The organism is Pedobacter sp. FW305-3-2-15-E-R2A2, from assembly GCF_038446955.1.
Taxonomy (GTDB): Bacteria; Bacteroidota; Bacteroidia; order Sphingobacteriales; family Sphingobacteriaceae; genus Pedobacter.
The window spans coordinates 3,142,330-3,165,251 of record NZ_CP151803.1; the positions used below are offsets into that span (position 1 = coordinate 3,142,330).

Annotated in this window: 8 protein-coding genes; all 8 read left to right on the forward strand. The window is 43.1% G+C overall.

Going from position 1 to position 22,922, the window contains the following annotated elements; all coding sequences use genetic code 11:
• The first annotated feature begins 196 nt into the window (after window positions 1-196).
• The 8 genes from AAFF35_RS12725 (at window position 197) to AAFF35_RS12760 (ending at window position 22,910) form a co-directional block, all read left to right on the forward strand.
• Entirely contained in the window at window positions 197-4,213 is a 4,017-nt protein-coding gene (locus tag AAFF35_RS12725; RefSeq protein WP_342332889.1) for a hypothetical protein, read from the forward strand.
• A 152-nt stretch (window positions 4,214-4,365) separates the two neighbouring features.
• Complete coding sequence (locus AAFF35_RS12730) at window positions 4,366-5,070, forward strand: DUF4304 domain-containing protein (protein ID WP_342332890.1); 705 nt, start codon at window positions 4,366-4,368, stop codon at window positions 5,068-5,070.
• A 781-nt stretch (window positions 5,071-5,851) separates the two neighbouring features.
• On the forward strand, window positions 5,852-6,067 hold the full coding sequence (locus tag AAFF35_RS12735; protein WP_342332891.1) for a hypothetical protein: 216 nt from the start codon (window positions 5,852-5,854) through the stop codon (window positions 6,065-6,067).
• 27 nt (window positions 6,068-6,094) lie between these two features.
• A complete protein-coding gene (locus AAFF35_RS12740) occupies window positions 6,095-6,436 on the forward strand; it encodes a hypothetical protein (RefSeq protein ID WP_342332892.1) in 342 nt (113 codons plus the stop codon).
• Window positions 6,437-6,455: 19 nt separating this feature from the next.
• Window positions 6,456-6,860, forward strand: coding sequence for a hypothetical protein (locus AAFF35_RS12745; protein WP_342332893.1), 405 nt, complete (start codon window positions 6,456-6,458; stop codon window positions 6,858-6,860).
• Between the two features lie 30 nt (window positions 6,861-6,890).
• Complete coding sequence (locus AAFF35_RS12750; RefSeq protein ID WP_342332894.1) at window positions 6,891-10,601, forward strand: hypothetical protein; 3,711 nt, start codon at window positions 6,891-6,893, stop codon at window positions 10,599-10,601.
• Between the two features lie 31 nt (window positions 10,602-10,632).
• Window positions 10,633-11,970 carry a hypothetical protein gene (locus AAFF35_RS12755; RefSeq protein WP_342332895.1) on the forward strand — a complete coding sequence of 446 codons (1,338 nt, stop codon included), beginning with the start codon at window positions 10,633-10,635 and terminating at the stop codon, window positions 11,968-11,970.
• A 20-nt stretch (window positions 11,971-11,990) separates the two neighbouring features.
• Window positions 11,991-22,910, forward strand: a complete 10,920-nt coding sequence (locus AAFF35_RS12760) for a LysM peptidoglycan-binding domain-containing protein (protein WP_342332896.1) — start codon at window positions 11,991-11,993, stop codon at window positions 22,908-22,910.
• Window positions 22,911-22,922: the final 12 nt, after the last annotated feature.

Genomic DNA, 22,922 nt, shown 5'->3' on the forward strand with positions numbered 1-22,922 from the left:
GCTATCATTTGATCGGCTTGTAGGTTTGGAAAATGTTAGCAAAAGTCAAAATATGACATTTAGGATAGATAGTATGTTTGAGCGTTAACTGTGCTTGTTACTGTTGCTTTTTAAGGTGTGAGCTAAAGGATATAGGTGTTATTTTGTTGCCAAAATTATTTATCTTGTCGGCAATTGATACATAATTATTATCCTTATGTCGTTTAGCCCACTTATTGAAAAGAAAGTTCTAGAGTTTCAGAAACACCTACTATATGCTTTACCTTTATTTCACGAGAATGATTTTGAACACGCTCTGGAAGATTTTAGGAAAGCTGTTGAAGCTTTTATGAAAATTATCATCATTGAAAGATGGGGTGATAAACTAGGGTATGAAATAGTTATTGGGAAATCTGATACTTCAGGAAATGATGTCGATTCTAGTGTCCATCTAGGTTATGCATCATTATTTTATGTTGTACAGCAAAATGATCTTTTAAACTCAACTATGATAAATGCGTTGAGAGAATTACAGCGGTGTCATGTGGGGGCACACAATCCTAATGAGCCAATCGACTATCGTGTTGAGGCCGAAGTTTGTAAGCCATTAATTAAAAACTTGTCTATCTTCCTACATGCAAAATTTTCGATAAATGAACCTGAGCTGTTGTCTGAGGCATTTGAAGGAAGGTTGAATTTGGAAGAAATTCACAAATTATTATATTCACCCTGGACTGATTTCTATAATGCCACGGATCGACTTTCTCGGACCAATCGGTTTATTTTGATTTCACCACCGACGTTTGACGACTGCTCTTTGGACCAACTCAGGCTACTAATGCTAATAAATTGGTCGTTTATTTTAGATTTTAATCCTGAATCGAAAGAGACAGGTTTATACAAAAGTTTTGAAGGTGGCAAATTCAAAAGTATTTCGCATTTGACTATTGAAAATCGGAATAAAAAAAATCTTCTGTCGAATGGATCAGCAGGAAGTGTAAATTGGCTATTTGCTAACGGCCTCAAATCATTATCTAATTCAATAACTAAAAATTTTTCCAGCTGGAGAACAAAACGCTATCATCATTTCATTTCTGAACAACTAAGTGAATTTGCATCAAAAGCGACACATCAATACATAGTTATTTACCTATGGGATGACTGGGATTATTTGGAGGAGCTGATTCGGAGTATCTCAGATATTGAAAGTGTCTCACCAGATTTATTTAGACATTTAGTATTATCGACTGACGAAAGTGTAGCAAAGCGGCTACCTGAATTGACGCGATGGGTGCCAGATATAGAGGTCATACCCTTATCTTGGTCATCACTGGTGGGACATTTGCAGGCAACAGTCGATGAATTTGAGAATGATGAAACCAGATATTTAGTGCCTGGTAGAACCTCGAGTGAAGAAATCGCAATTGTAGATATCTCTGACATGTACAATAAACTTTTAGACGGCCATATAGAGATTATTTACAAATCAATATATCTTCAGAAAAGACCTTCCGATCAGTCGAATATACCTCCATTTTTACACGGTGAAGAAATTACATGGCACGATCTAAACGTTAATAATGCAGTAGAACGTTATAGGTATAATGACTTAGTTAACAGTATCTCGGAAACACTTTCTAAGGCCAAAAAATCATTTAAATTTGAGTTATTGCATAAACCTGGAGCTGGGGGCACTGTTCTAGGACGTAAAATATCATTTAAATTGAGGGAAGTCTACCCTACAATTTTAATTAAACGCTACAATACAAACACCTTTGAACTACTTTCTCAATTTTTAAGTAAAGTTAATAAAAATGTTCTTGCGATTGTAGAAAGTGCAGCAGTTGATCAGGATGATCTCGAAAGTTTAATCAAAACATGTAATGCAAAAAAACTCACAGTTTGCTTTGTTTACGTAAAGCGGGTTATGGGGAATGCTGGACAAAAGAATTTGTTATCTTTCATTCTAGAAGATACAATTGTAGATCGCGCTGAAAAGATGAGGTTTGTTAGCCTAGTTGAAAGGCATTCAAAGAATGCCAAAGACGTTAAAGAACTTGAAAAAAGTCTACCGGCTAGTTGCGAAGTCATCGACTTCTCGTTAGCTATAAGTGAAGATCTTTACAATCATACTAAGTTAAATGACTATATCGGTGCCTATATTAATAAGATGCCCGATAATCAGGTTCAGTTCACTGTATTTGTTGCAATGGCCTATTATTATTCGCAAAAAACTGTATCTCATTTGATATTCCGGGCGATGTTTAAAAATGGATTGCCAGAAGAATTGCGTCATACCAAAGCGAGTGAGCAATATATACGAAAGCTTTTATTACAAGAATTTGACGTGCGTGATCAAGAATACAGCGAGTATTGGAGACCAAGGTTTTCAAAATTTGCAGAAGGGATAATGACCAACGTATTAGGGAGGGGGGGAAAGGACGCTTGGAAGGATCAAATTGCGGCCTACGCGCTTCGTTTCATTGAAGAGTTTAAAAGGAACAACGAATTTCTTGTGGATGAAAGCTTGCAGCTTTTGAAAGGTATGTTCTTTAGTAGAGAAAATGACGAATCTATTATGAATTCGCAGAATCGATCGGTTGGTTACAGCTACAATTTCTCGACCCTACTAAGGGATATAGCTAACAAAGAGCGTCAATTGGAGGTCCTTAAAGCTTTAGTTGATGCCTATCAAACAGAAAGCCATTTTAAGGGACAGCTAGCTAGGTTTATTTACGAAAACCCCGTGGAGCGAAAGGATTTTGAAGAAGCAAATGCGCTCATCGACGATGCATTGAGTTCCTTAGATGGAGATTCAGATTTTAACCTGCACCATTTTGGGGGAATGAGTAAAAGAAGAGAAGTTGAGTTTCTTCATAGTTCTTACAGAAAAAAAGGAGAGTCTGAGATTGAACAGACTGAATTAAAGGAAATAGCCGACAGTGGTTGTGCTTTTTTTGAGGCTAGTTTGCAAAGAAATTCCTCCAATATTTATGCGCATGTAGCAATTATACAGATGTTGGCAGATGTTATAGATTATGGTCGTGAATTATCTGGCATGGATAATCGTTCGAGCTTCCTAAGTAGTAACAGGAGTGCTTGGTATTTGGAAAAGTATTACACTATCCTCGAAAATATAGAGACCGCTAAAATTTTGATTGAGAATCAGGAAACGTTAGGTGATACATCTAAGCTGACGATTTCAAGGAATAAAGTACGAGAAGGGGAAGGCAACGTGTTAGGGCTGATTGGTGATTTTGACGGATCGACTGGAGTTTATCAATCTCTTTTGGATTCTGTGGAGAGGGCTTTTCGTCCGAAAATGAGAGTAATGGTAATTCAATCTCTGTTATTAGGTAAAGTTAAGGGTGAAAGAAGAAATATTAAAAATGCATGGAAGAAATTGAAGGATGAAGAAATAAATCGTATTCAACAACTGTTAAATGACAATATTCTGCAGGACCCTACAAACATGGTTAGTTTTCGGCTATGGTTTAGTTTCATTCGAAACACTAATGTGGATATCTCAGTCGACGAGGCTATTTCTAAGCTTCGGATATGGCACGATAACGCAGAGAGGTCACGGTTCCTTCAACTAGAGGCGGCGTATTATTTATATGTATTGTATGCCTCAAAAATTATAAGGGCAGGCGATTCAATCAGCCTTACTGATCGCACACAGTGCGATTTTTATCTTACACGTTGTAGTTCTCTTTCGATAAACAGATATTTTGCTTTTGAGTATTTGTCAGTTTGGGAGGGCATAGACTCGATTATAAATCATAAGGAGACAAGGGACTTAGATAATGGTGACTACCGTAGGGTGTCGGGAAGAATTACAATTATAAATGAAAGACAGAATGGTGTCATTAAGCTGGATTGTGGATTAACTGCGTTTTTCAATCCTTTTGTTAATGGCTTCCTAAAGGGTACTAATGAGACAGACAAAGTTGATTTTTATGTTGCTTTTAGACATGAAGGACTGGTTGCACTAGATGTTAAAAAAAGCGATTCGTTAACACTTTCAGTCCCAGTAGCAACCACCATAGAAAAGGTAGATGTTATCGAACCAATCGAAGACATTATGGAAACTACAGTAATGGAGGAAGTGATAGAAGAAGAAGTAGATAAAAATTTCATACCAACTAGACGCTACACTATTTCCGGTCCCAAGGTGCTTAGTAAAATTGTACTTGATGAAAAGAACAATCCATCACGGAAGAACCGAAAATAGTATTAGAATATTACTCTGATCTCGCAGAAAAAAATGCTAACGCTTGACACCAAGTTTGCGATATCACAAATTCTTCGGTGTTGTTACTGAACGTGACAGTTGGTTGGATAAATTAAGTGGTTTAAATTCGTAATGACAATAAATTAATTTTTATGGATAGAGATATTGATTTGGAATTTAAAAGTCTGGTAAAGAACTGTATTGTTCCCTTTTTCAAGAGCCTGGGATTTAAGAAAAGTAACTTGAATTTCAACCGGACAATTAATGGTGTCGTACAATGCGCTAACGTTCAAAAAAGCCAATGGAACCATCATGAACGGATTTCTTTTACGATAAATCTAGGCTTCTATAATGAGACGGTGTTCCGGATCTCGAAGGATAGGATTAATGACTCGAAGTTTATAAAAGTAGATGAATGTTTTGCCTCCGTTAGAACAGGTCATTTAATATATGATCACGACTATTGGTATGAAATAAATTTGGAATCTGATTTCCCTGAAATTGAAGAACGGGTTATCAATGATTTGAATCAACATTTACTCCCTTTATTTGAAGAACTTCAAACATTAAGTTCATTGTGTGAAGTACTGCGTATAACCAGAGAAGATCGCCCTTTTAATTTGATGATTAATAGAAATGACCTTGCTGTTTTAGAGTTGGAGTTTGGCGATTTTCAAAATGGGAGAGACATACTTATAAATCAATATAAAGAAGCGATTATTCCAAAATCTACGAGTCACAAAACTATTTATCCAGACGGGAGGGAAGAAGTTCGCTGGTCGGAGCCGCGAGTGAATTCTTTCCAAATTGAAAATCTAGAAAGAATAGCTCAGCAGTACAAAATTGAACTGGAATAGGGCTTGAGGTAAGGTCAGAACTTCTTTGCCTTCTTGTTTCTATTAAAATAAAATGATTTAAACTGACTGCTCCTTATTGAGGCTTGACTTCCGTTTTGCTGTCCCTGACTACGCTAAATGCATATCGGAAAAAGTGTGGGTTATATGTGTGGTTTCGTTTTAGTTTATATTGTTGATAAATATTATCTCAATAGTTAAATTAAATTCTTTTTGTTCTGTATATTTGACATGCGAATAATAAATATGCTATGCTAATATTGAACGAAATAATTAAAATCACAGCCTGGTGGAGGTTGGGTGAAAGTCCCGAACATTTCAGTGTATTTGTTACTCGCAGCACCATCAGGCTACTTAAAAACTATATTTATGCGAGTAACTAAAAAGAACAAAGTCAGAACACAAAAAGTCGTTAGGTCATTAAAAGTCCAACCACAAATCCGTTTCAATCGTAACAGCAGAACCATCTATCCTCAAATCATACTCTCCGGAAATTGGTTGAATAGTTTAGGCTTTGCTCCAAATTCACATGTATGGATCACCACCAGTAACAGGAAGCTAGTCATTATACCGATGAGTTATCGATGATGAAATTGTTTCCAGGATATATCTTTATGAACTAAAACCTCATAAAGATGTATCCTTGTTGATACAGGTAAAAATACCTGTTTTTCAAAAAGGAGGATTTCTACCCACAAAAGTTCATTTTTATTTCCATAGCTTTACGATAGATCTAATGAGATTTAACAACTCACTAGAAGTATTAACGCATAAATCTCAAAAAATGAAAACGCCTCTCTCAGCCATTTATGGTGGTGATTCTATTTTTGCTTTTTCTCAGACATCTATTAAAACAGTTTATCCGCTTTTTCCCGGATCAGCCAATTGTCTTTGCAAGGAGCAAATGCTAGCAAGCTTTTATTTGTCAGTTGTTTTTAACGGTTTTTTATGCGGGCCAATACCTCAGGAATGCGCCTATTTCAAATCAAACCAATCATAAAACATTTAAAACTTAAAAACAATCATCATGGCAAATCCAACAATCAATCAGAATGGTACTGCAACCATTACACCTTCACAGAATTGTACAATTACAACTTCTAACGGAGCTTCGACTACCATTAACACGGTAAATACTTCAACTTCAAATAACCTTATGGTGGTAATTTCGGGTATACCAACTGGTGCATCCGTATTTGTGAATGGTCAACCTTCTCCATATTTAAATGGCCTGTTTACGGTTCCTGCAAATTCACCTGGATTTGCGATTGTCGCATTTGGTAACATGGGGGGAGCTGTGATCACGATCCAGAACAACACCAGTTCTGCGGTGCCTGCCAGCGCTTTAATTACCTGTGTAACTGCTTAAGTATTAAAAACTCTAGTAGTTGAACTTTTCAAGAAAGACAGTAAAAGGAGGAGTATGTATCCTTGTTTTCTTTCTGACGATGTTGAGTTGGACTCTGGTATCAAGTCAGAGTCCAACAAAACAAATTCAGAAACCAATTACGCTATTGCCCTTTCAATACACCCAACTGAAGACCAATAATGGTACATCTTGTGTGTATTATATGCGAAATATAAGCCTCTCCAATATTGCAGTGGCCGTGAATACCGGAGCTCCCGATTCCATCAAATACGACAATGGGTCACTTGTTAACGGGATTCATACTTTAGCACCAGGGCAACAAATCATTGTAGTTGGGGACTTTAAAGGAAAACAACTTTCTACCATTAACCTGTCTTCACAAAATGTAGCAATTACCACGATGCTCTTTTGTCCTGGGAATTGATTTTTATTATCCCTATTAAATCAACCTATTTTGAGCCAGATCACCAGTGGCGTTACTTTTAGTAATGCAAAATTCGGAGGAGGAAGTTTATATGTTGCTGAAGCACAAGGCAGCGAATTTGCCGCAGTATTGTTACCTGCCGGCTCAACATATACAGAAACACTCATTGATTTGCCCACTGCTTTTCAGCAGCAGGTATATTTCCTTTTTAGCAGGGTAGAACTGTCGAATACCGTTACCGACGACTATCAAAAGTATCTATCGACCTTTAGAACAGGGACAGGCATTGCAGGTTATCTTGGCCTCGCCTGGATTCTGGATACGACTTTACCACTTTCTGCCAGCAATACTACGGTGATCAATCTGGTTCAATACACCCCGGGAAGTAGTTTTGTGGTGGCCAAAACCACCAATCTCTCTATCGGGAACAATTTCGCCACTTTAAACATCGACAACAATACCGTGGTGGCCTACAGTCCGCTGGATGCACCAACAAACATAGAATTTGCCTTTAACAGCAGGTATCCGAACATCAGTTTCGCAAATAAAACCATTGGTACCCAATCCCTTTTCAACAGCAATATGACCATTCCATTTGGTGTTGCAGGGACCGGAAGTTTCAGGTTTTCCCTTGGATTTAACCTCAAAATGGATTTCCAGGGATATGGACTTCAAAACAACTATTACTACCTAAGTGGCAGCACATTGAACGTTTTTACGTATCCAATACTTAAGCCAGGTAGTAATGTGAATGAATATGCAATTACACAGGCTCAGATAGACTTGCTGGACATCGGCAATGCTGCTCAGCTCAACACTTATTTTGCCTTTACCGGTAAAATATATAACAGCGATTCGGGCAATAACAGGGCAGCTATATTCCCAAGTTACAATGCCATTAATACGGGATATCCCATTGGATTGGTCCCTTTTATAGATTTAATAACCAGTACTGAACTGATCAATAATCTATATCCGACTACTTATACGGCAAGGTTTGTCATTTCTCCATCGCCGCGTAACGCAAAAGATCAGGTGTATTACATGGTTCCTGAAGGAGATTTTTACCTGGACATGAGTGCCAGTCCGACTGCCATTCCTGATGAGAACGGGCAGTTTGATTTTCTGCCGGGGTTATCAGGCACAGAGGTGATCACTTTCAGTCCATATGTGAATACCGGGGAAAGCGCCACTGGAGATCGCTTGCGCTTTATTAGCCGGCAGCCCGCATATGCGCCGAATTTTCCAACTGAGCCGGTTTCCCTGGCACAACCGGGTACAGATAATCCGGTGTTGACTTCCGAATACCTGACTTCCTGGGCCAATATTGTTTCTGCCAGCACTGGAAATGTCCAATATGCCTGTCAGCCGCAAGGGGCTTCTTTATATGCGAAAGGGCATGGGGTTGCTTCAGAAGACCCCAATTCAAGCTTCCTTGGTTTCTTTGAGCCCTCAGTGGACATGCCTCAAGCTGACAATTTTTATGTGCCTATGGTTCCTTACCTGGGCATTCCGGCAATTTTGCCTCCCGGAACGGGCGATATAAAATCCTTTGAATCAAAAATATTGAGTGCCGAAAGAAAAGCTAAGATTACAAACAGCTTTTCGGCGCCCAATGCCAGTAAAAGCAGGGCCAAAAGAGCGATGCTTTCTTCAGGAGCCAATGCTACCGGTTATACACCATCAACTACACCACAGGGCTTGGTGGCCAATGTGATGGATACGGGAAGCTGGAGCTTGCTCAACCTCGCTCAGAATACCGTAGACGAAAATCCGGCTGCACATTGGTATGTGAGCCCTGTAGGTCAGGTTCCTGATCCTGCACCTGAATATCAGCTGAGCTTTATCAATTTGAGTTCGGAACTGCAGTCGGCCTTTCTCACCAATCAGCAATTTGTGGTGATGACGAACAATCAATACCTGGGCACCTTGTTTTCTACGATACAGGACCAGGAGGGAGGCACAAGCGCAGAAGCGATCTTCAACAACAAAATGTCGATTGAAGACTGGCCATTTGATTTTAATGTAGGCACCAACAATACTTACGCAGATTACAACAACGTACTGATCTTTAAATTTTGTCAGGGGACCGTTTTGGACAGGGTGAAGAACCCGAAAGACTGGACCCAGGCCAATGCTTTCAATATTGCTCCGGATGCCTTAGATGGCTCTTATAATCAATTGGTGGCCATTTCTTCCTGGCTGCAAAGTTACCTGCAATCTGCCGAAACAGCTTATTACAATGCTGCAAATGCAGCACAAAGCGCTGATGAGGTGAATTATTATGAAAAATTCCACCAGATCATTAACGATCCCAACTGGAATGGCATCCTTGCCCTGAAAGCGGACATTAATCTACAGGAATTCCCGCAGCAGTTAAAAGGGCTGATCAGCGGAATCAACCTTAAAAATTTCAATGCACACCATGTGGGCGTAGAAGTAAACAGGGTAGATGCAACCGGTACGATCACCATGGGACCAGTCAGTTCTATTTTCGGGCTGATCAATTACATTGATCCGGCTTATGGGGTCCAGGTGGCACAAGGATTAAGTGTAGACAAGCCAATCCCACCTTTGGTGAATGCCACCTATGATTTTAAAGTACTTTCCTTACAGGTATTGTTCGAGAATACCGCCATTAAAAGCTTCTCCAGCAAGATCCAGCTCACGATGAACAACCTGTTTTCGGACAAGGTGGCCTTTACCAATAACCCATACGGTGCAGCAAAACTCAATACCGTGGTGCTGAATGGCACCTATCAGGATCACAATGGAACAGCGGTATATGTGTTTGACAATAAAGAGGATAACCTGTTTTACTTTGACAGTAACTTACTGCAAAATGTAGAGATTACCAAAATACAATTCAACACCTTAACCACTGATCCTTTAGCAGTTGATATTGAAACCCGCTTTTTGATGTGGGGATTCCTGAATTTTGGCGTGATCAGTTGTGTACCACCCCAGCCACCGCCACCTCCGGAAGTGGATCCAAGTACCTTAACGGCCTACGTTTTCGATGCCTGGTCTTTTGGAACTAAAGAGGAGGAAGATGCGGATTATCAAAAGGGATTGAGTTATGCGGATCTCTATATTGAAATGGGCTTTAATCTGAACAATCCTTCGGTAGTGAGTTATGCCTTTGATGCGAGTCAGATCTCTTTTAACTCTTCTCAAAGTACTACCCGCGACAGTAGTTTATATCCAAATTTTGCTTTATCCATCTCTAAATTAATGAGTGGCAATGAGGAGTCAGCGCCTTCCAGTCAGGGTTTCCTCACCCTTGGTTTACCCGGGGTAAATGCGACCGGGCTTTCCGGCGACTGGTACGGCTTGCAGATGAACCTTAACCTGGGGAGTCCGGGAGAACTGGCAGGTAACCTGGGATTCAATGCCAGCCTGTTACTGGCCTGGAGCCCGGGGGAGCAAAAAGATTCTAACACCTACAATATCCTCATCGGCATCAAATTACCGGGCACTTCCAGCAATGCGAAATTGCTCAGTATCCAGGGCCTGTTAAAATTAACCATCGACAAGCTGCGTTTGCAATACATTCCGGCTGCGAGTGCCGATGCCCAGGGTTCTTACCTGCTTACTTTATCGAACATCGCCTTGAAATTCCTTGGAATATTGAAGCTTCCACCAGGTGGAAGCACAAATTTCCTGCTTTTTGGGAACCCCGCGAAGGGTGCTACTTCCAGCAGTCTGGGATGGTATGCCTCCTACAATAAAACGCCTTAACCAACCAGAATGTAGCCAAAAGAAATGCTTTATGACAAGAATACTGTATTGGAACATAGAAAAATTTTCAATAAATAAGATCAACGATCCTAGTACGAAAAGAAAAGACAGATCGCTTCCCACTGGTGTAGTTGCCTCAGGGAACCGTAGTGATTTGATTTTAAATGTGATGAACGTAAACAGGCCGGATATCTTTGTGATCATCGAGACCACAACAGGTGCTGGCGCAGAGGGTACTTTAATCAACACTGGGGGCAGTCAGGCGGCATTGGATTTGTTGCAGAAAATACGCACCAGATTTGGCGCAACCTGGATGTTGGTTCCTCCTTTGATTGTTGGTCAGGGCACTTTAAAAGAAGGGGTCTGCGTATTTTTTAACAGCGCCAGCAATCTGTTTTTTACCGGGCCTTTTGGCTGGGTAGGTGGAGTTAATCCGGCAAGTGCAATAGGAACAGGTGCTACAGTTGCCTATGCTGCGCCCTGGGATACTGCTTTACCTGCTGTAGACACCCCGACAACGGCCGGGATTATTAATGGTGGACTGCCACAAAATCAATTTGCCGGACAATGGCTATATGATGATGGGGCTACCCCCGCGGTACAACTGGAATTTCCGAGCGCTGGTGAACGGCCGCCTTATCTGACCACCTTCTGGGATGCCGGCAGCAATAGAAATATAAAATTGCTGGCTTATCATGCACCTCCGCCAGAAACGCTTATTTCTGCTGAAGGGGTCGATTCCTTAAGCAATATCAGAGAAATCACCAACCTGCTTACGGCGCAGGATGATGCGATCATCATGGGTGATTTTAATGTCAATCTATCAGATGCTGTTTTGTCGGCTGAGGCTTACGACACCCTTATTGGGGATAGTTATATCAGGCAGGTTAACCCGACCACCGTATCCGGCTTTCCGGATCAGGGGTATATCTGTACCACTTTATATGGTACTTCCGGAAAGAATAAAGCAGAGCCTACGAATACCAGAGGCTATCCCGCATATGGATATATGACGCAAAACAGTTACGACAATATGCTGACCCGTTATGGGGATGCAACGAGGGCACCGGTTTCAAGTAACATCACGATCGTGAACCTGGTTACCGGTTCTCCTTATACTAAACCGACTACACCTGCTTATGCCGGCCCAAAAGGATCATTGGCTTATATTACTGCAATGGAAAAGGATAGCACAGCTACAGATCCTTTAGCACCAGTTGCGTTGCTGTTGCCCCCAAATCCAACACCCAATGGAAACGGTGGGTATGCGCCAAAGACAAAAGGTGTTGGAACAAAATTCCGGGAGTGGGACAACTATGGTGTGGTAAGAAGCACCAGCGACCACATGGCCTTAATTATTGACTTTTAGTTTTTTTTAGAGATACAATTATGAGTTTACAACCACTTGCCGACGAATTTAAGCAACAAGCCAGCCAGAATAACGGTAACATCACGGTGAATGCAGCTTCATTTACCAAAGCAGGACTTAGTGTCCCTGCAGATTTAGACCTTATGCTGACTGCCGGCTATCAGCTTGCTGCAAACAGCAGTCTGTTAATTGACACCAGTGGTACCACGATAAATGACCCGGTAGGGAATACCCTGACCATTACAGGGGTGGCAAGTGTGCTCCAGGTGGAGGCTTCCAATACGGCAGTCTCCTTTGTCGTTACCGATGATGGGCAGGGTAATGTGCAATTTGTAATTGTCATCAGTCTGAGCAGCTGGACTTTTGCCACGAGCTGGCCATTTATGGTGGGTGGTATTTACAGCGATTTACCTTATACCCATCCGACACTTATTTTTTCATCAGCGCCACAAAGCGAATATGTATGGCAGCAAAACGAGATCAGCCTGGTGGCTGGTCAGAACTTTGCCAGTCTGATTCAGCTCACAGGAATACTTGCGCCCCTTGTAAATTTCCTGATTGGCTGGATTAATGGTAAACAAATCGCCTTATCAGGCTGGCTCGATCCATCAAAGGTAGATAATGATACGATTCTTTATCCGGAGATGGATTTAAAAGTGGAGCTGGATGTGCAGGTGATCCCCTTTAGCTTTCTGACCGTGAAAAGTCCGGCGATAGGCTTTAAAATTGAAACGGTACAGGATACAGAAACGGAATCCAGGATGATTGCGCTCCATAGTACTGAACCCACACTTGTGTTGTACGAAGAAGAGGAAGAAGAAGATGGTGATATTGTACAGCTCTCCAGTCTTTATTTTGAATTACAGCTTTTATTGGGAACCACCATCCAGATGGATTTCAGTACCAGCGTGACACCTGATCAGAACACTTATTTCCTTGGGGTAACTCCTGATCCCTCCACACCGCTGACGCCGCTGAACCTGTTTTCTTTGATGGCAGGCAATAACTGGTTTACCATTTTACCACCTACACTGCAACAGTACCTGAATGCAATTGCCTTTAAAGGTTTTGCAGCTACGGTGAGCTTTAACAATGGTTTTGCCATCGAAAGCGTTTCTGCTACAGTAGGTTCTACGAAGCCATGGGTGCTGTTCGAAAATTTTATCATCAATGAATTTGATGTGACCTGGCTGATTATCGGGCCAGGTAAGATCAACTCGCAACTGATCCACCTGAATGCCAGTGTGGATTTCTTCCCAACGATATTTCAGGGAGGATTTGATGTGGAGATTACTTCCGACCTTACTTTATCCGCCTCGTTTGAAGGTTCTGTAACCTTTAATAATTTAATGAAGGCGATTACCAATGGGGCCATAGATATCCCTCCAAGCCTGTTGCTGGTAGAGTTTACCAGCTTTGGGATGGCAATGGACATCAACAATAAGTATTATGAGTTCTATGCCAATACCAATATCAACCTCAATTTCATCACCAATATTTCCGTTACCAATGGCAGCCTGAAGATCACTTCTTCTACACCAACCAGTGGATCAGGAGAAAGTGTGTTTACTGCGGCAGTGGGTGGTTTGTTTGCGATAGGAGGCCTGCAGCTCAATGTGGATGTGAACTACAGCTCTGCAGCTGCCGGTGGATGGAACCTGAGCATTGCCATGCCTGCAGGAAAAACCCTGGATATCGGCTCGCTGATCAAACAGTTGTTTAATGACATTTCTTTGCCGGACAGCTTCCTGCCAGACTACCTTAAAATCACCCAGTTCTCGTTGGTGTCTTATGTGCCAAATGCTACCATAGGGACCAGTACCTATGAAGTGAAAACATCGGTGGTCTGGAAATTTACCTTCCCGATCATCAATCAGCCGATTAATATCCTGGCTAATTTACGCCTGAAATATACAAGTACGCCTTCCGCTAGCGGTCCGGCGGTGACCAGTTATGAAGGCGCCATTGCCGGAACCGTGACCTTAGAGTATTTCAATGCAGAGGTGAATATTGGCTACGACTTTTCAAAAAACAATCAATTGCTCTCCATCCAGTGGGAGGGATTCATCACCGAATATAACGTTACTGATGCCTCGAAAACGATCACTTTCCGCATTGAAAAATGGTCTGTGGGAAGCCTGATTACCTCGTTTATGAAAATGATGGGCGATCCTACTTTTGAACTGGACTCGCCATGGGATTTATTGAACGACCTGAGCCTGGACGGCTTCTCTGTGACCTATAATCTGGATACGAAAGACATCAAGGTCAACTACAAATTCGGAAAGAGCCTCAATCTGATATTTATTACCATCAATGGCATCAGCCTGACCAAAAATTCAGACGGTGTATTCATCTCATTTGATGGATCATCACCAGTTCCTGGGGTGAACGACAGTAATTTATTTAAACCAGAGAAAGGCGGACAGGACATTAACAAAATGCCTGAAGTACCTGGGCAGGGTTCAGAATATTTCGGACTTTACCTGCTGGCCATGGGACAACATGTGGAACTGACCAATAGTGCTTCTTATCAATCCATTAAAGAGGTAACCGATGCCATGCAAAAGGCATTTACGGAACCGGAAGCGGGGACTATCCCGATAGGACCGGGTTCTGGGAATACGTTGCTTAATTTTAATGAAGACAGCAATTGGCTGATTGCCACCAGTTTTGGGGTGTTAAATGTAGGCACCAAGGATACGCCAGTCTGGACCGTTGATGCGCAGATCGTGTTCAACGACCCGAACCTTTATGGGCTCCGCATTGCCTTAAGTGGTGATAAAGCGAAAGTGCTGAAAGGACTCGTATTTGAGATCATGTATAAAAAGATCTCAGATTCTATCGGGGTATACCAGATGGACCTGACACTGCCGGATAAATTGCGCAACCTGCAATTTGGGGCAGTGAACATTACCCTTCCCTGCATCAGCCTGGAAATCTATACCAATGGCGATTTTAAAGTCGACATTGGATTTCCGCACAATATGGATTTTTCAAGATCCTTTACCCTTCAGGCCATTGTGCCGCCGGGAATCCCTGCAATGGGTTCCGGTGGATTTTATTTTGGCAAGCTGAGCAGTGCCACCACCACTCTGGTGCCGGCAACGAGCTATGGTAACTTTAATCCCGTACTGGTATTTGGAATAGGACTACAGGTTGGCGTGGGCTATAGTGTGGATTATGGTCTCCTGAGCGCAGGGTTCAGCCTCACCTTATTTGGGATCATTGAAGGGGTAATTGCCAGTTACCACCCTTATCAGGGTAGCCTGGAAGGTCAGGAGAAAAACCTGCAGACGGTAGAAACTTCTTACTACTATTACCTGAAAGGTACGGTGGGGATCATTGGTAAATTATATGGTTCTATCGACTTTGGAATTATCTCTGCCAGTGTAAACATTACGATCACGATTTACGTACAGGCTGTTTTTGAAGCCTATAACAAAATTCCGCTCGCCATTGTGGCCTCTGTGGATGTCAGGGTTTCTGCACGTCTGAACCTGGGTTTCTTCAAAGTCACCATTCATTTCAGTTTCACGGCAACGATCAGACAAGACCTCACCATCGGTACAGACAATCGTGCGGCTGCGCCATGGAACAAAGACCTGACTGCAACATCGGCAGTTTCGGCACTTGCCATGCCACAGTACAGGATGATGGCCGGTAAGACTGGCAGCAGGCCAAAGCTTCAGTTTAACACGATGCTGGCCAGCGGATCTGAAGATGCATTGCCGGTACTTAATTTATACTTTGTACCACACCTAACAGTTTCTGCGCCTAAAGGAAGTACGAATCTGAACAGTCAGCAGGCACAATATGTAGCTACCTTGTTTATTGATGCACCGGACCCGAATGGTCCGAGTGATGGCACGACTTCGTTTGAACGGTTGAGCAGTGATTTCTTCCGCTGGCTGGTGGCCAATTACATCGACCCAAATGCAGGGCTGACTACACGTGCAGCAATTGATGCACAGGGGATTTCAAAACTGGATCTGGACAATTTAATCGCCTTGCTGTCTAACGAAGACAATCCTTTCCCGATTCCCACAGCGGATATACTGGCCTTCCTGCAAAGTTCATTTGCGGCGGTTAACCTTCAGAATCTGGGCGAAGATCTTCCTTCTGCGGCCATTTTCCCGATGTTCTATGACCTCAGTTTAAATGTACCCGGTATTCCTTTGAGCATTGATTTCAGTCAGTACAATATGGCCACTGCCGAGTACCTGGAAGAGGTGAAGAAATGGTTTGCTGAACTGGAAGTGAGCGTTTCGGAAGAAAGTAATTCGGCGCCACAGGCAAAAATGACCGCTGGCGCAGAACCAAGCTATAGCATGTCGACCTTTGTTTTTGAAGATTACTTTGTGCTGATCGGAAAACAACTGGCCGGATATGGATCTGATGCGATGAACAATTTTACTTACAAAATTGACAGTGCCGATGATAAAGTGGCAGTAGACCGCAGTTTGCAGACCATGACGACATGGGCAAATGGCCTTACCGCAAACGGTTATTCCAACCATGTGATCTTGCAGGACATCGCTGTTGCCAACCAAAATCATCCGCTTACTGCTGGTGTATCACTTCAGATTACGGGTGTTATGCATCTGATTGTTAGCGGTGATACCTTTAGTTCGGTAGCGATGGCATATGCGGTTACCTCAGCCATGCTGATTGTTCAGAACGGTAAGGTACCCGGTTTACTCGCAGCAGGACAGGTAGTCAAATACAATGATAATTCTTATACGGTAAAAGCAGGAGATACGCTGGAAGCAGTGGCAGCCGGGTTAAATACGACGCTGGCCTTACTTTCTGAAGACCTGGTATTCCAGGAGACAGCGGTAACGCAGCCTGGCGGATGGTTGATGATTGGCGCAACAGTTTACACGGCTAAAAACGAGGATACCTTTACTTCGGTGGTGACCAACATTTATAAAGATGTGGATGTTGCCGGACTGTTGATGCAAAACCAGGTAACCCCCGGTTTGTTCATCAGCGGGAATACTTTTGTGTATGATTCGGTAACGTATACCATTGTGCCGGGAGATACGCTGACCAGTATGGCAAGAAACCTTAGCGATTCGACTAAAACTACGGTTACTCCGGAAAATCTGGCGGCAAGTCCTGCTGTACAGTCGCTGAATATCCAACCGCTCGGACAACTGTTAATTCCACCTTTCCTTTACCGTGCGGTTACTTTTGAGGATCCGGCCCAGGCCGATACTTTGTTGAACCTTTCTGTAACGTACAGTACTACTGTGTCGTTGATGGCTTCCAATTATTCAAATCAGCTCATCGCTGACCTGTTTTACAATGGAGAAGGTTACAGCAGTGCCAATATTCCGGGCTTAGAGATTCTGGATGTGAGCAGTATCCTGGCTTATTTCACGGAAAATGGCTGCTACGGACAATTGTCTGGTATGGCATCCAGGTATCAGCTGCATGGCATGCGTTTGCCTACTAATTTACCGGGACTGACCTTATCGGCAGGATCACCATGTCCGACAGATAGTGATTGTGCCCTGTTCTCTTTAACCGGACAGGAGTTTGTGTTGCCTGCAGATGTGGCCAAAGGTTTTGAGATCCAGCTGATCAACTCTTCGCTGAGCTGGCTGCAGATTGATGGAAAATCGATGAATGAACCGGGAGGAAATATGCTTTCGGTGATACTGGACGATCCGGATATTGAGCAGATCAATACTTTGCTGAGTTATGCGCAGCAAACGGGAATCAAACCAGAGGTGCTTTCCTTGACGCCAATGAAACCTTACGATTTATTGCCATTACAATATACCTTCCAGACCGTTACCAAATGGCAGTCGTCCGGAAAAGTAGTCTTGCCGTATGGCAGCATGGGCAACCAGAACGATATCTCTCCATTGATCTGGATGTTCCCTTCGGGAATGCTTGCCCAGCTGGCCTTGCCAAAACTGGCGGGATCTATGTTTGGCGTTCAGATAGGACAATACGATGCGGCCAAAGGCATGATGGACTACCGTTCTTCTTCTTATTACGCCTGGAATACGATCGTAGAGATCGATCTGAAAAGGCTGACCGGGGAATCCACCGCTGTGGTGAATGCCTATACTTACGAGTTGATGGGTGCCGATGAGGCCGGTGCAACGATCTTACAAAGATTGCTGCAGGCGCTGGATCCGAATTCCGGCAACAACAACAAAGGTACGATCACTGATATTCAGTGGTTGTATGAAGCGGATGGCGGATTGATGTCGGTAGGAATGGACAGCATGAAGTCCTTTATCGTGCAGGCCAACCTTTCCACGGAAACGAATCCTTCCAATCAGGCGATGAGAATGGCCATGATGGCGGTTGAAGAAACGACTTTAGACACCGGAATCCTCAACAGCACCTACGATTTTATCCGTTTGTTATGGGAATGCAGCATTACCCGTTCGGGAGGTTATTACTTACTTTACAACGAGATTGAAGGCAATAAAGGCTTCCCTGACAGCATATTTGGTAAAGGGGATACCGCTACCATCCGCCTGATGGTGACTTATAGCGATGTCTTTGCCAATAAACCGAGCAATTACATGAACTGTGCAGTAACGGGAGATAAGATTGATGTTTCGTCTTGTGTGGTTTATGCAGAAAGTGCGGAGCAGACCGGGCTGACGGTTTATGCGCAGAATGCGATGGATACCCCATTGATCATCAGTTCGAGGTATAACATCCTGCTGAGTGAGTTTGCAGAAATTAACGCCAAGGTGGTTTTAAACACCACCATAGCACCGGTACCGGTGATTACTTTTAGCGGATTGGTATATGAGGTAGGCAGAATCAGTACGGTGAACAATCTGGCAACGATTTCCGCTTATTACAGTGTAAGTGCTACCGATCTTCAGGCTTTAAATCCACAGATCACAGATTGGAACAATTTAGCGTTGTGGCAATTGGTGAGCATTCCTGAGCTGAAATACACGGTTTCCAGCGCTGCCGGAACTCCGGGAAATACTTTTGGAAGCATTGCCGCTTATTACTTTATAGACATGTCGGTATTGGGATGGGCGGTACGTAATGTGGCCAATTTCTTTGGTACCAGTACTGCATTGACCATCAATGACCAGATTTTACACAAGGTATCCAATGTGCCGCAAGGAGCGGCTTCATTTGAGCTTAACCGTACAAATCCTGTGTTACCGGAGAATTATAAAGTGACAGACCCGGATTACGCGAAAATATACCTGGACAATTTATACAATCTGCTCAGCTACAATGTGATTGAGAACGCGGATTTTGGGCCTAGTGAAATTGGATTGCCTGCTGGTCCGGGGACTTCTCAGAGTCAGGATCAGCTGTTGGGAAAAGCAGATGCGGATCCGATAGAAGAAGAGTTATGGGTGTATAATCCGGTGATTCCATTGGCGCAATTTGCCAAACCGAACCCTTATATGGAGCTTCCTCTGGAAAACCCGGTGGGTTATCCGGCAGGTTATCCTCAGAAAGAAGACAACCCTTATCTGGGGATTGGCGGACAGGCACAGGTGCATTTTGACTGGGTAGATTACTATGGCAACAACACGATTACGCCGTTTAGTGACCCAAGTCTGGATCCGCAAACGCCATTGAACAATCCACCAGTGCAGATTGCTTATACGGATGAGCTGAAAGGACTGGGTAAATGGCCGAGTCTGGAAATGAGTTATATATTTGACAATGACCAGGGTAATGGCGCTGAACTGGCTTTGAACTTTAACTTTAATTCCCAAAGATATGTGCCGCTGGATGTCCCTGCTGATCAGCAGCAAGACTGGAAAGCCAATGCCAGGAACGACCTGATCATTTATACGAATATTTATTACCAGATCACGCAGTTGAGTCCTAAGGATGGACACAATACGCTAAGCATCAACCTGAGCACTTCACTGACTCCGAATAAGGATTATGCGATTGCCGGAACGCAGTTTAACCAGTTGCTTCAGTTTGTAAAAGATGCTTATACTTATTTACTGGCCAGATCAAATGAGCAGGATGCAACTCCTCCGGTGATGAGTCCTATTGTGAATCCGATCAACGCGGCTGATATTGATACGGCATCTATTTTACTGTTAACGGTTGATGTGGAATTTGCCAGGGATCTCGACTTTGTAAACAATGACTTTAAGGATAGCGACCTGGTGACCAACGCTGTTACTGCGGTACGGCCTCAAACGATCATTGCGCTGACAGAATCTGATCCAACTACGCCATCAGGTACTCAGGATACGCAAACAAGTCCGAATGGTCTGAACGAGTTTGCAGCGAAATTTGAACTGGCTTTTAGCAATCCCGGTGTTTATCAATTGAAAATTGCGATTGGTACCAATCCGGAGCAGGCGGGAAGCAGCAGCAGCAATCAGGCGGTATATGTGGTACGTATGGGGCAGGAGGAAGGACAGGGGATCTATTGGTCGGCTTCAGAAGCTTGTTTCTATCAGCTGACGCCTCAATCTATAGAAAACCTGGATACCAAAGGTCAGGTGCCTGCGGAAGTGACGGATAAATTAACGCCATTGCTGAATGTGGTCTATAACAACCGGACGGATTTTGATGTACAGCTGAAAACGGTACTTACAGAGGCAGAATTTGAGCAGTATCATTATACCATTTATGTGTACAGTTTACTTCCGGTATTTTATGCGCCTAAACCATTAAACACCAGTCTGGTTTCTAAAAACGGAGTTCCGATTCAGAAATATGTGACCGGTAAAGGGTTGGTAGACAGCTCTATAGAATTTAAGAATTTTGCAGGAATTGATATGGACAACTGGGCGGCGCAATCGCTCAATGTGATTGATGTATTCCTGACTTCAGATTTCTCCGTGCCGGGATTTCTGGTAGATGAGCTAAAAGCAGCTGATGAAAAGATCTGGCTGGGAGAACAGCAGATTGATGCCGATACTTTTGTGGAAGCGATTACCAATGCGAAGAAGAGCCTTGCAGATACGATTTCCAATGAAATTGAATCTGTTTTAACCGCTCCGGTGATCAGTGATGATCCGGAGAGCCTGGCGAATGCGAAGGAACAGTTTAAACAGCAATTGCTGAACCAGCTGGGAAATGCTTACAGTGTGAGTGCTTTGGTACAGACGAAAGTAACGGCGACATCTGATTTTACAGGCTTTACCAATAATACCACTCCGCCAAGGTTGTATGGTGTTCCTATGGTGGATAATCCGGCATTCCAGGGGGTGGTCTCTTTGAATCAGGACATGGTTACGCTGGATGATAACCTGAAAAGCATGTACAGTATTTCGACAGCTAAAATACAGCTGAATGCGAAAGATGCAAGTTCGGAGGATTCTTATTTAACGTTTAGCTTCTCTACAAAGAATGCGAAAGAATACAGCAGTGTGGAGCTCAACCTTTCTTATGTGGTGACGCATATCGAGTTCCAAATCAGTGATGTTCCGGGAATTGAAGGGTATAAGGGTTCTAACTGGCTGACCTTTATTATTCCAGCCGATGTGAATACCCCGGTAAGTCCGGGATCAGATCTGCAGGTCTTGCAACAAAACCTGGGACTGGTAGATATTCCTATCGTGCTGCGTAATTATCCAACTCCGCCAACGCTGACCACCCAGACGGGGAATGCGGTTGATGTTTCGGGAGATACGGAAAACGCGAAGTTAGAGAAGGCTTCGCAATGGGATTATACTTATTCTTACACGGAGGATCAGGCTGCACAAGACCGGATATTCTCTGAGATTGAGTTTAACCTGATACCTGTGCCTCAGTCGAAAATGATGGCCGCTTCTTCCCGCGACCTGTTTAACGACATGGCGCAACTGGTGACGGTTTGGCCGCAGATATTGGATGATTTTAACAAATACCTTACTGCGATTACGGCTGCTTCTACTTCTTCAGATCCTAATTTGGATAATGCTTATTATGCATTGCAGGCTTTAGTGACCTTAACCAATAATCTGGCAATTGCCTGGAATGATTATACGAGTGTCGTTTTAACCTCCGATGGTGAAACCGATACAAAACGCGCCTTTGATTTCATGATCGTTCAAACGGATGATAAGGACAATGGTAATCGCTTACTGGTGACTATTGTACCTCCTGATGAGATCTCTGAGCAGGATATATTGAACTATACCGGAAATAATCAGGATATCGTGGTGACGTTGCCAAATATGCCTGTGGTGAGTATCCCTGACTATACCACTGTTCCGGCTACTGATGAGGATGGCAAGGTGATTCCTAATGCGTATTGGTACCAAACCATGGGTAAAAATCCAGTTTATCTGTCCTGGCTAGATTCCTTGTCGATCGCGTCCAGAAAGGTGAATGTAAATGAGCTGAATATTTTAGAGTTCCAGTATGCCTGGGCAGGATTGTCGATCATCAGAAATGAAGATCTGATTCCGTACAACCCTACAAATCCTCAGTTTATCTACCGTAGTCCATTGGTGAAGTTCTCCAATAAGCTGGTGCCGATCCTGAACAATGATTATATCTTTGACATTGCAGAGCTGATGGCGGTACCAACGGTACAACATTCGCTTGGGGAGTTGCTGGCTAATTTCTTTGCGGTATTTTTTGCCAAGGATGAACTGGATCAGCAGCTGATTAAATTAAGTGTGACCTGGAACTATCCGATATTGCAGAGTGAGTCGATCCAGACGGACCCATTGGTATTACCGGCAGCGATCCAATTGCCGATATTGCTGGCACCGCCGTTTAATTTTGCCATCCCGGCAGATTTTACGATTCCGGCGGGAGGTTGTTCGGCTACGGGAAGTCCGGCAGATTCGTTTGTATGTAAGTTGTCTGCAGCGATCAAGACCTGGTATGGACAGAATAATCCGACTACAACCAATGCCTGGCTTCAATTGGATGTGTCTGTTTTCTCTTCATTAACGGAGGTTAAACTGCCATTGATTGAGTTGAAGAACATAATTTTATTTTATAGCGACATTAATGATTTGAACTAAACCGGGCTTGTT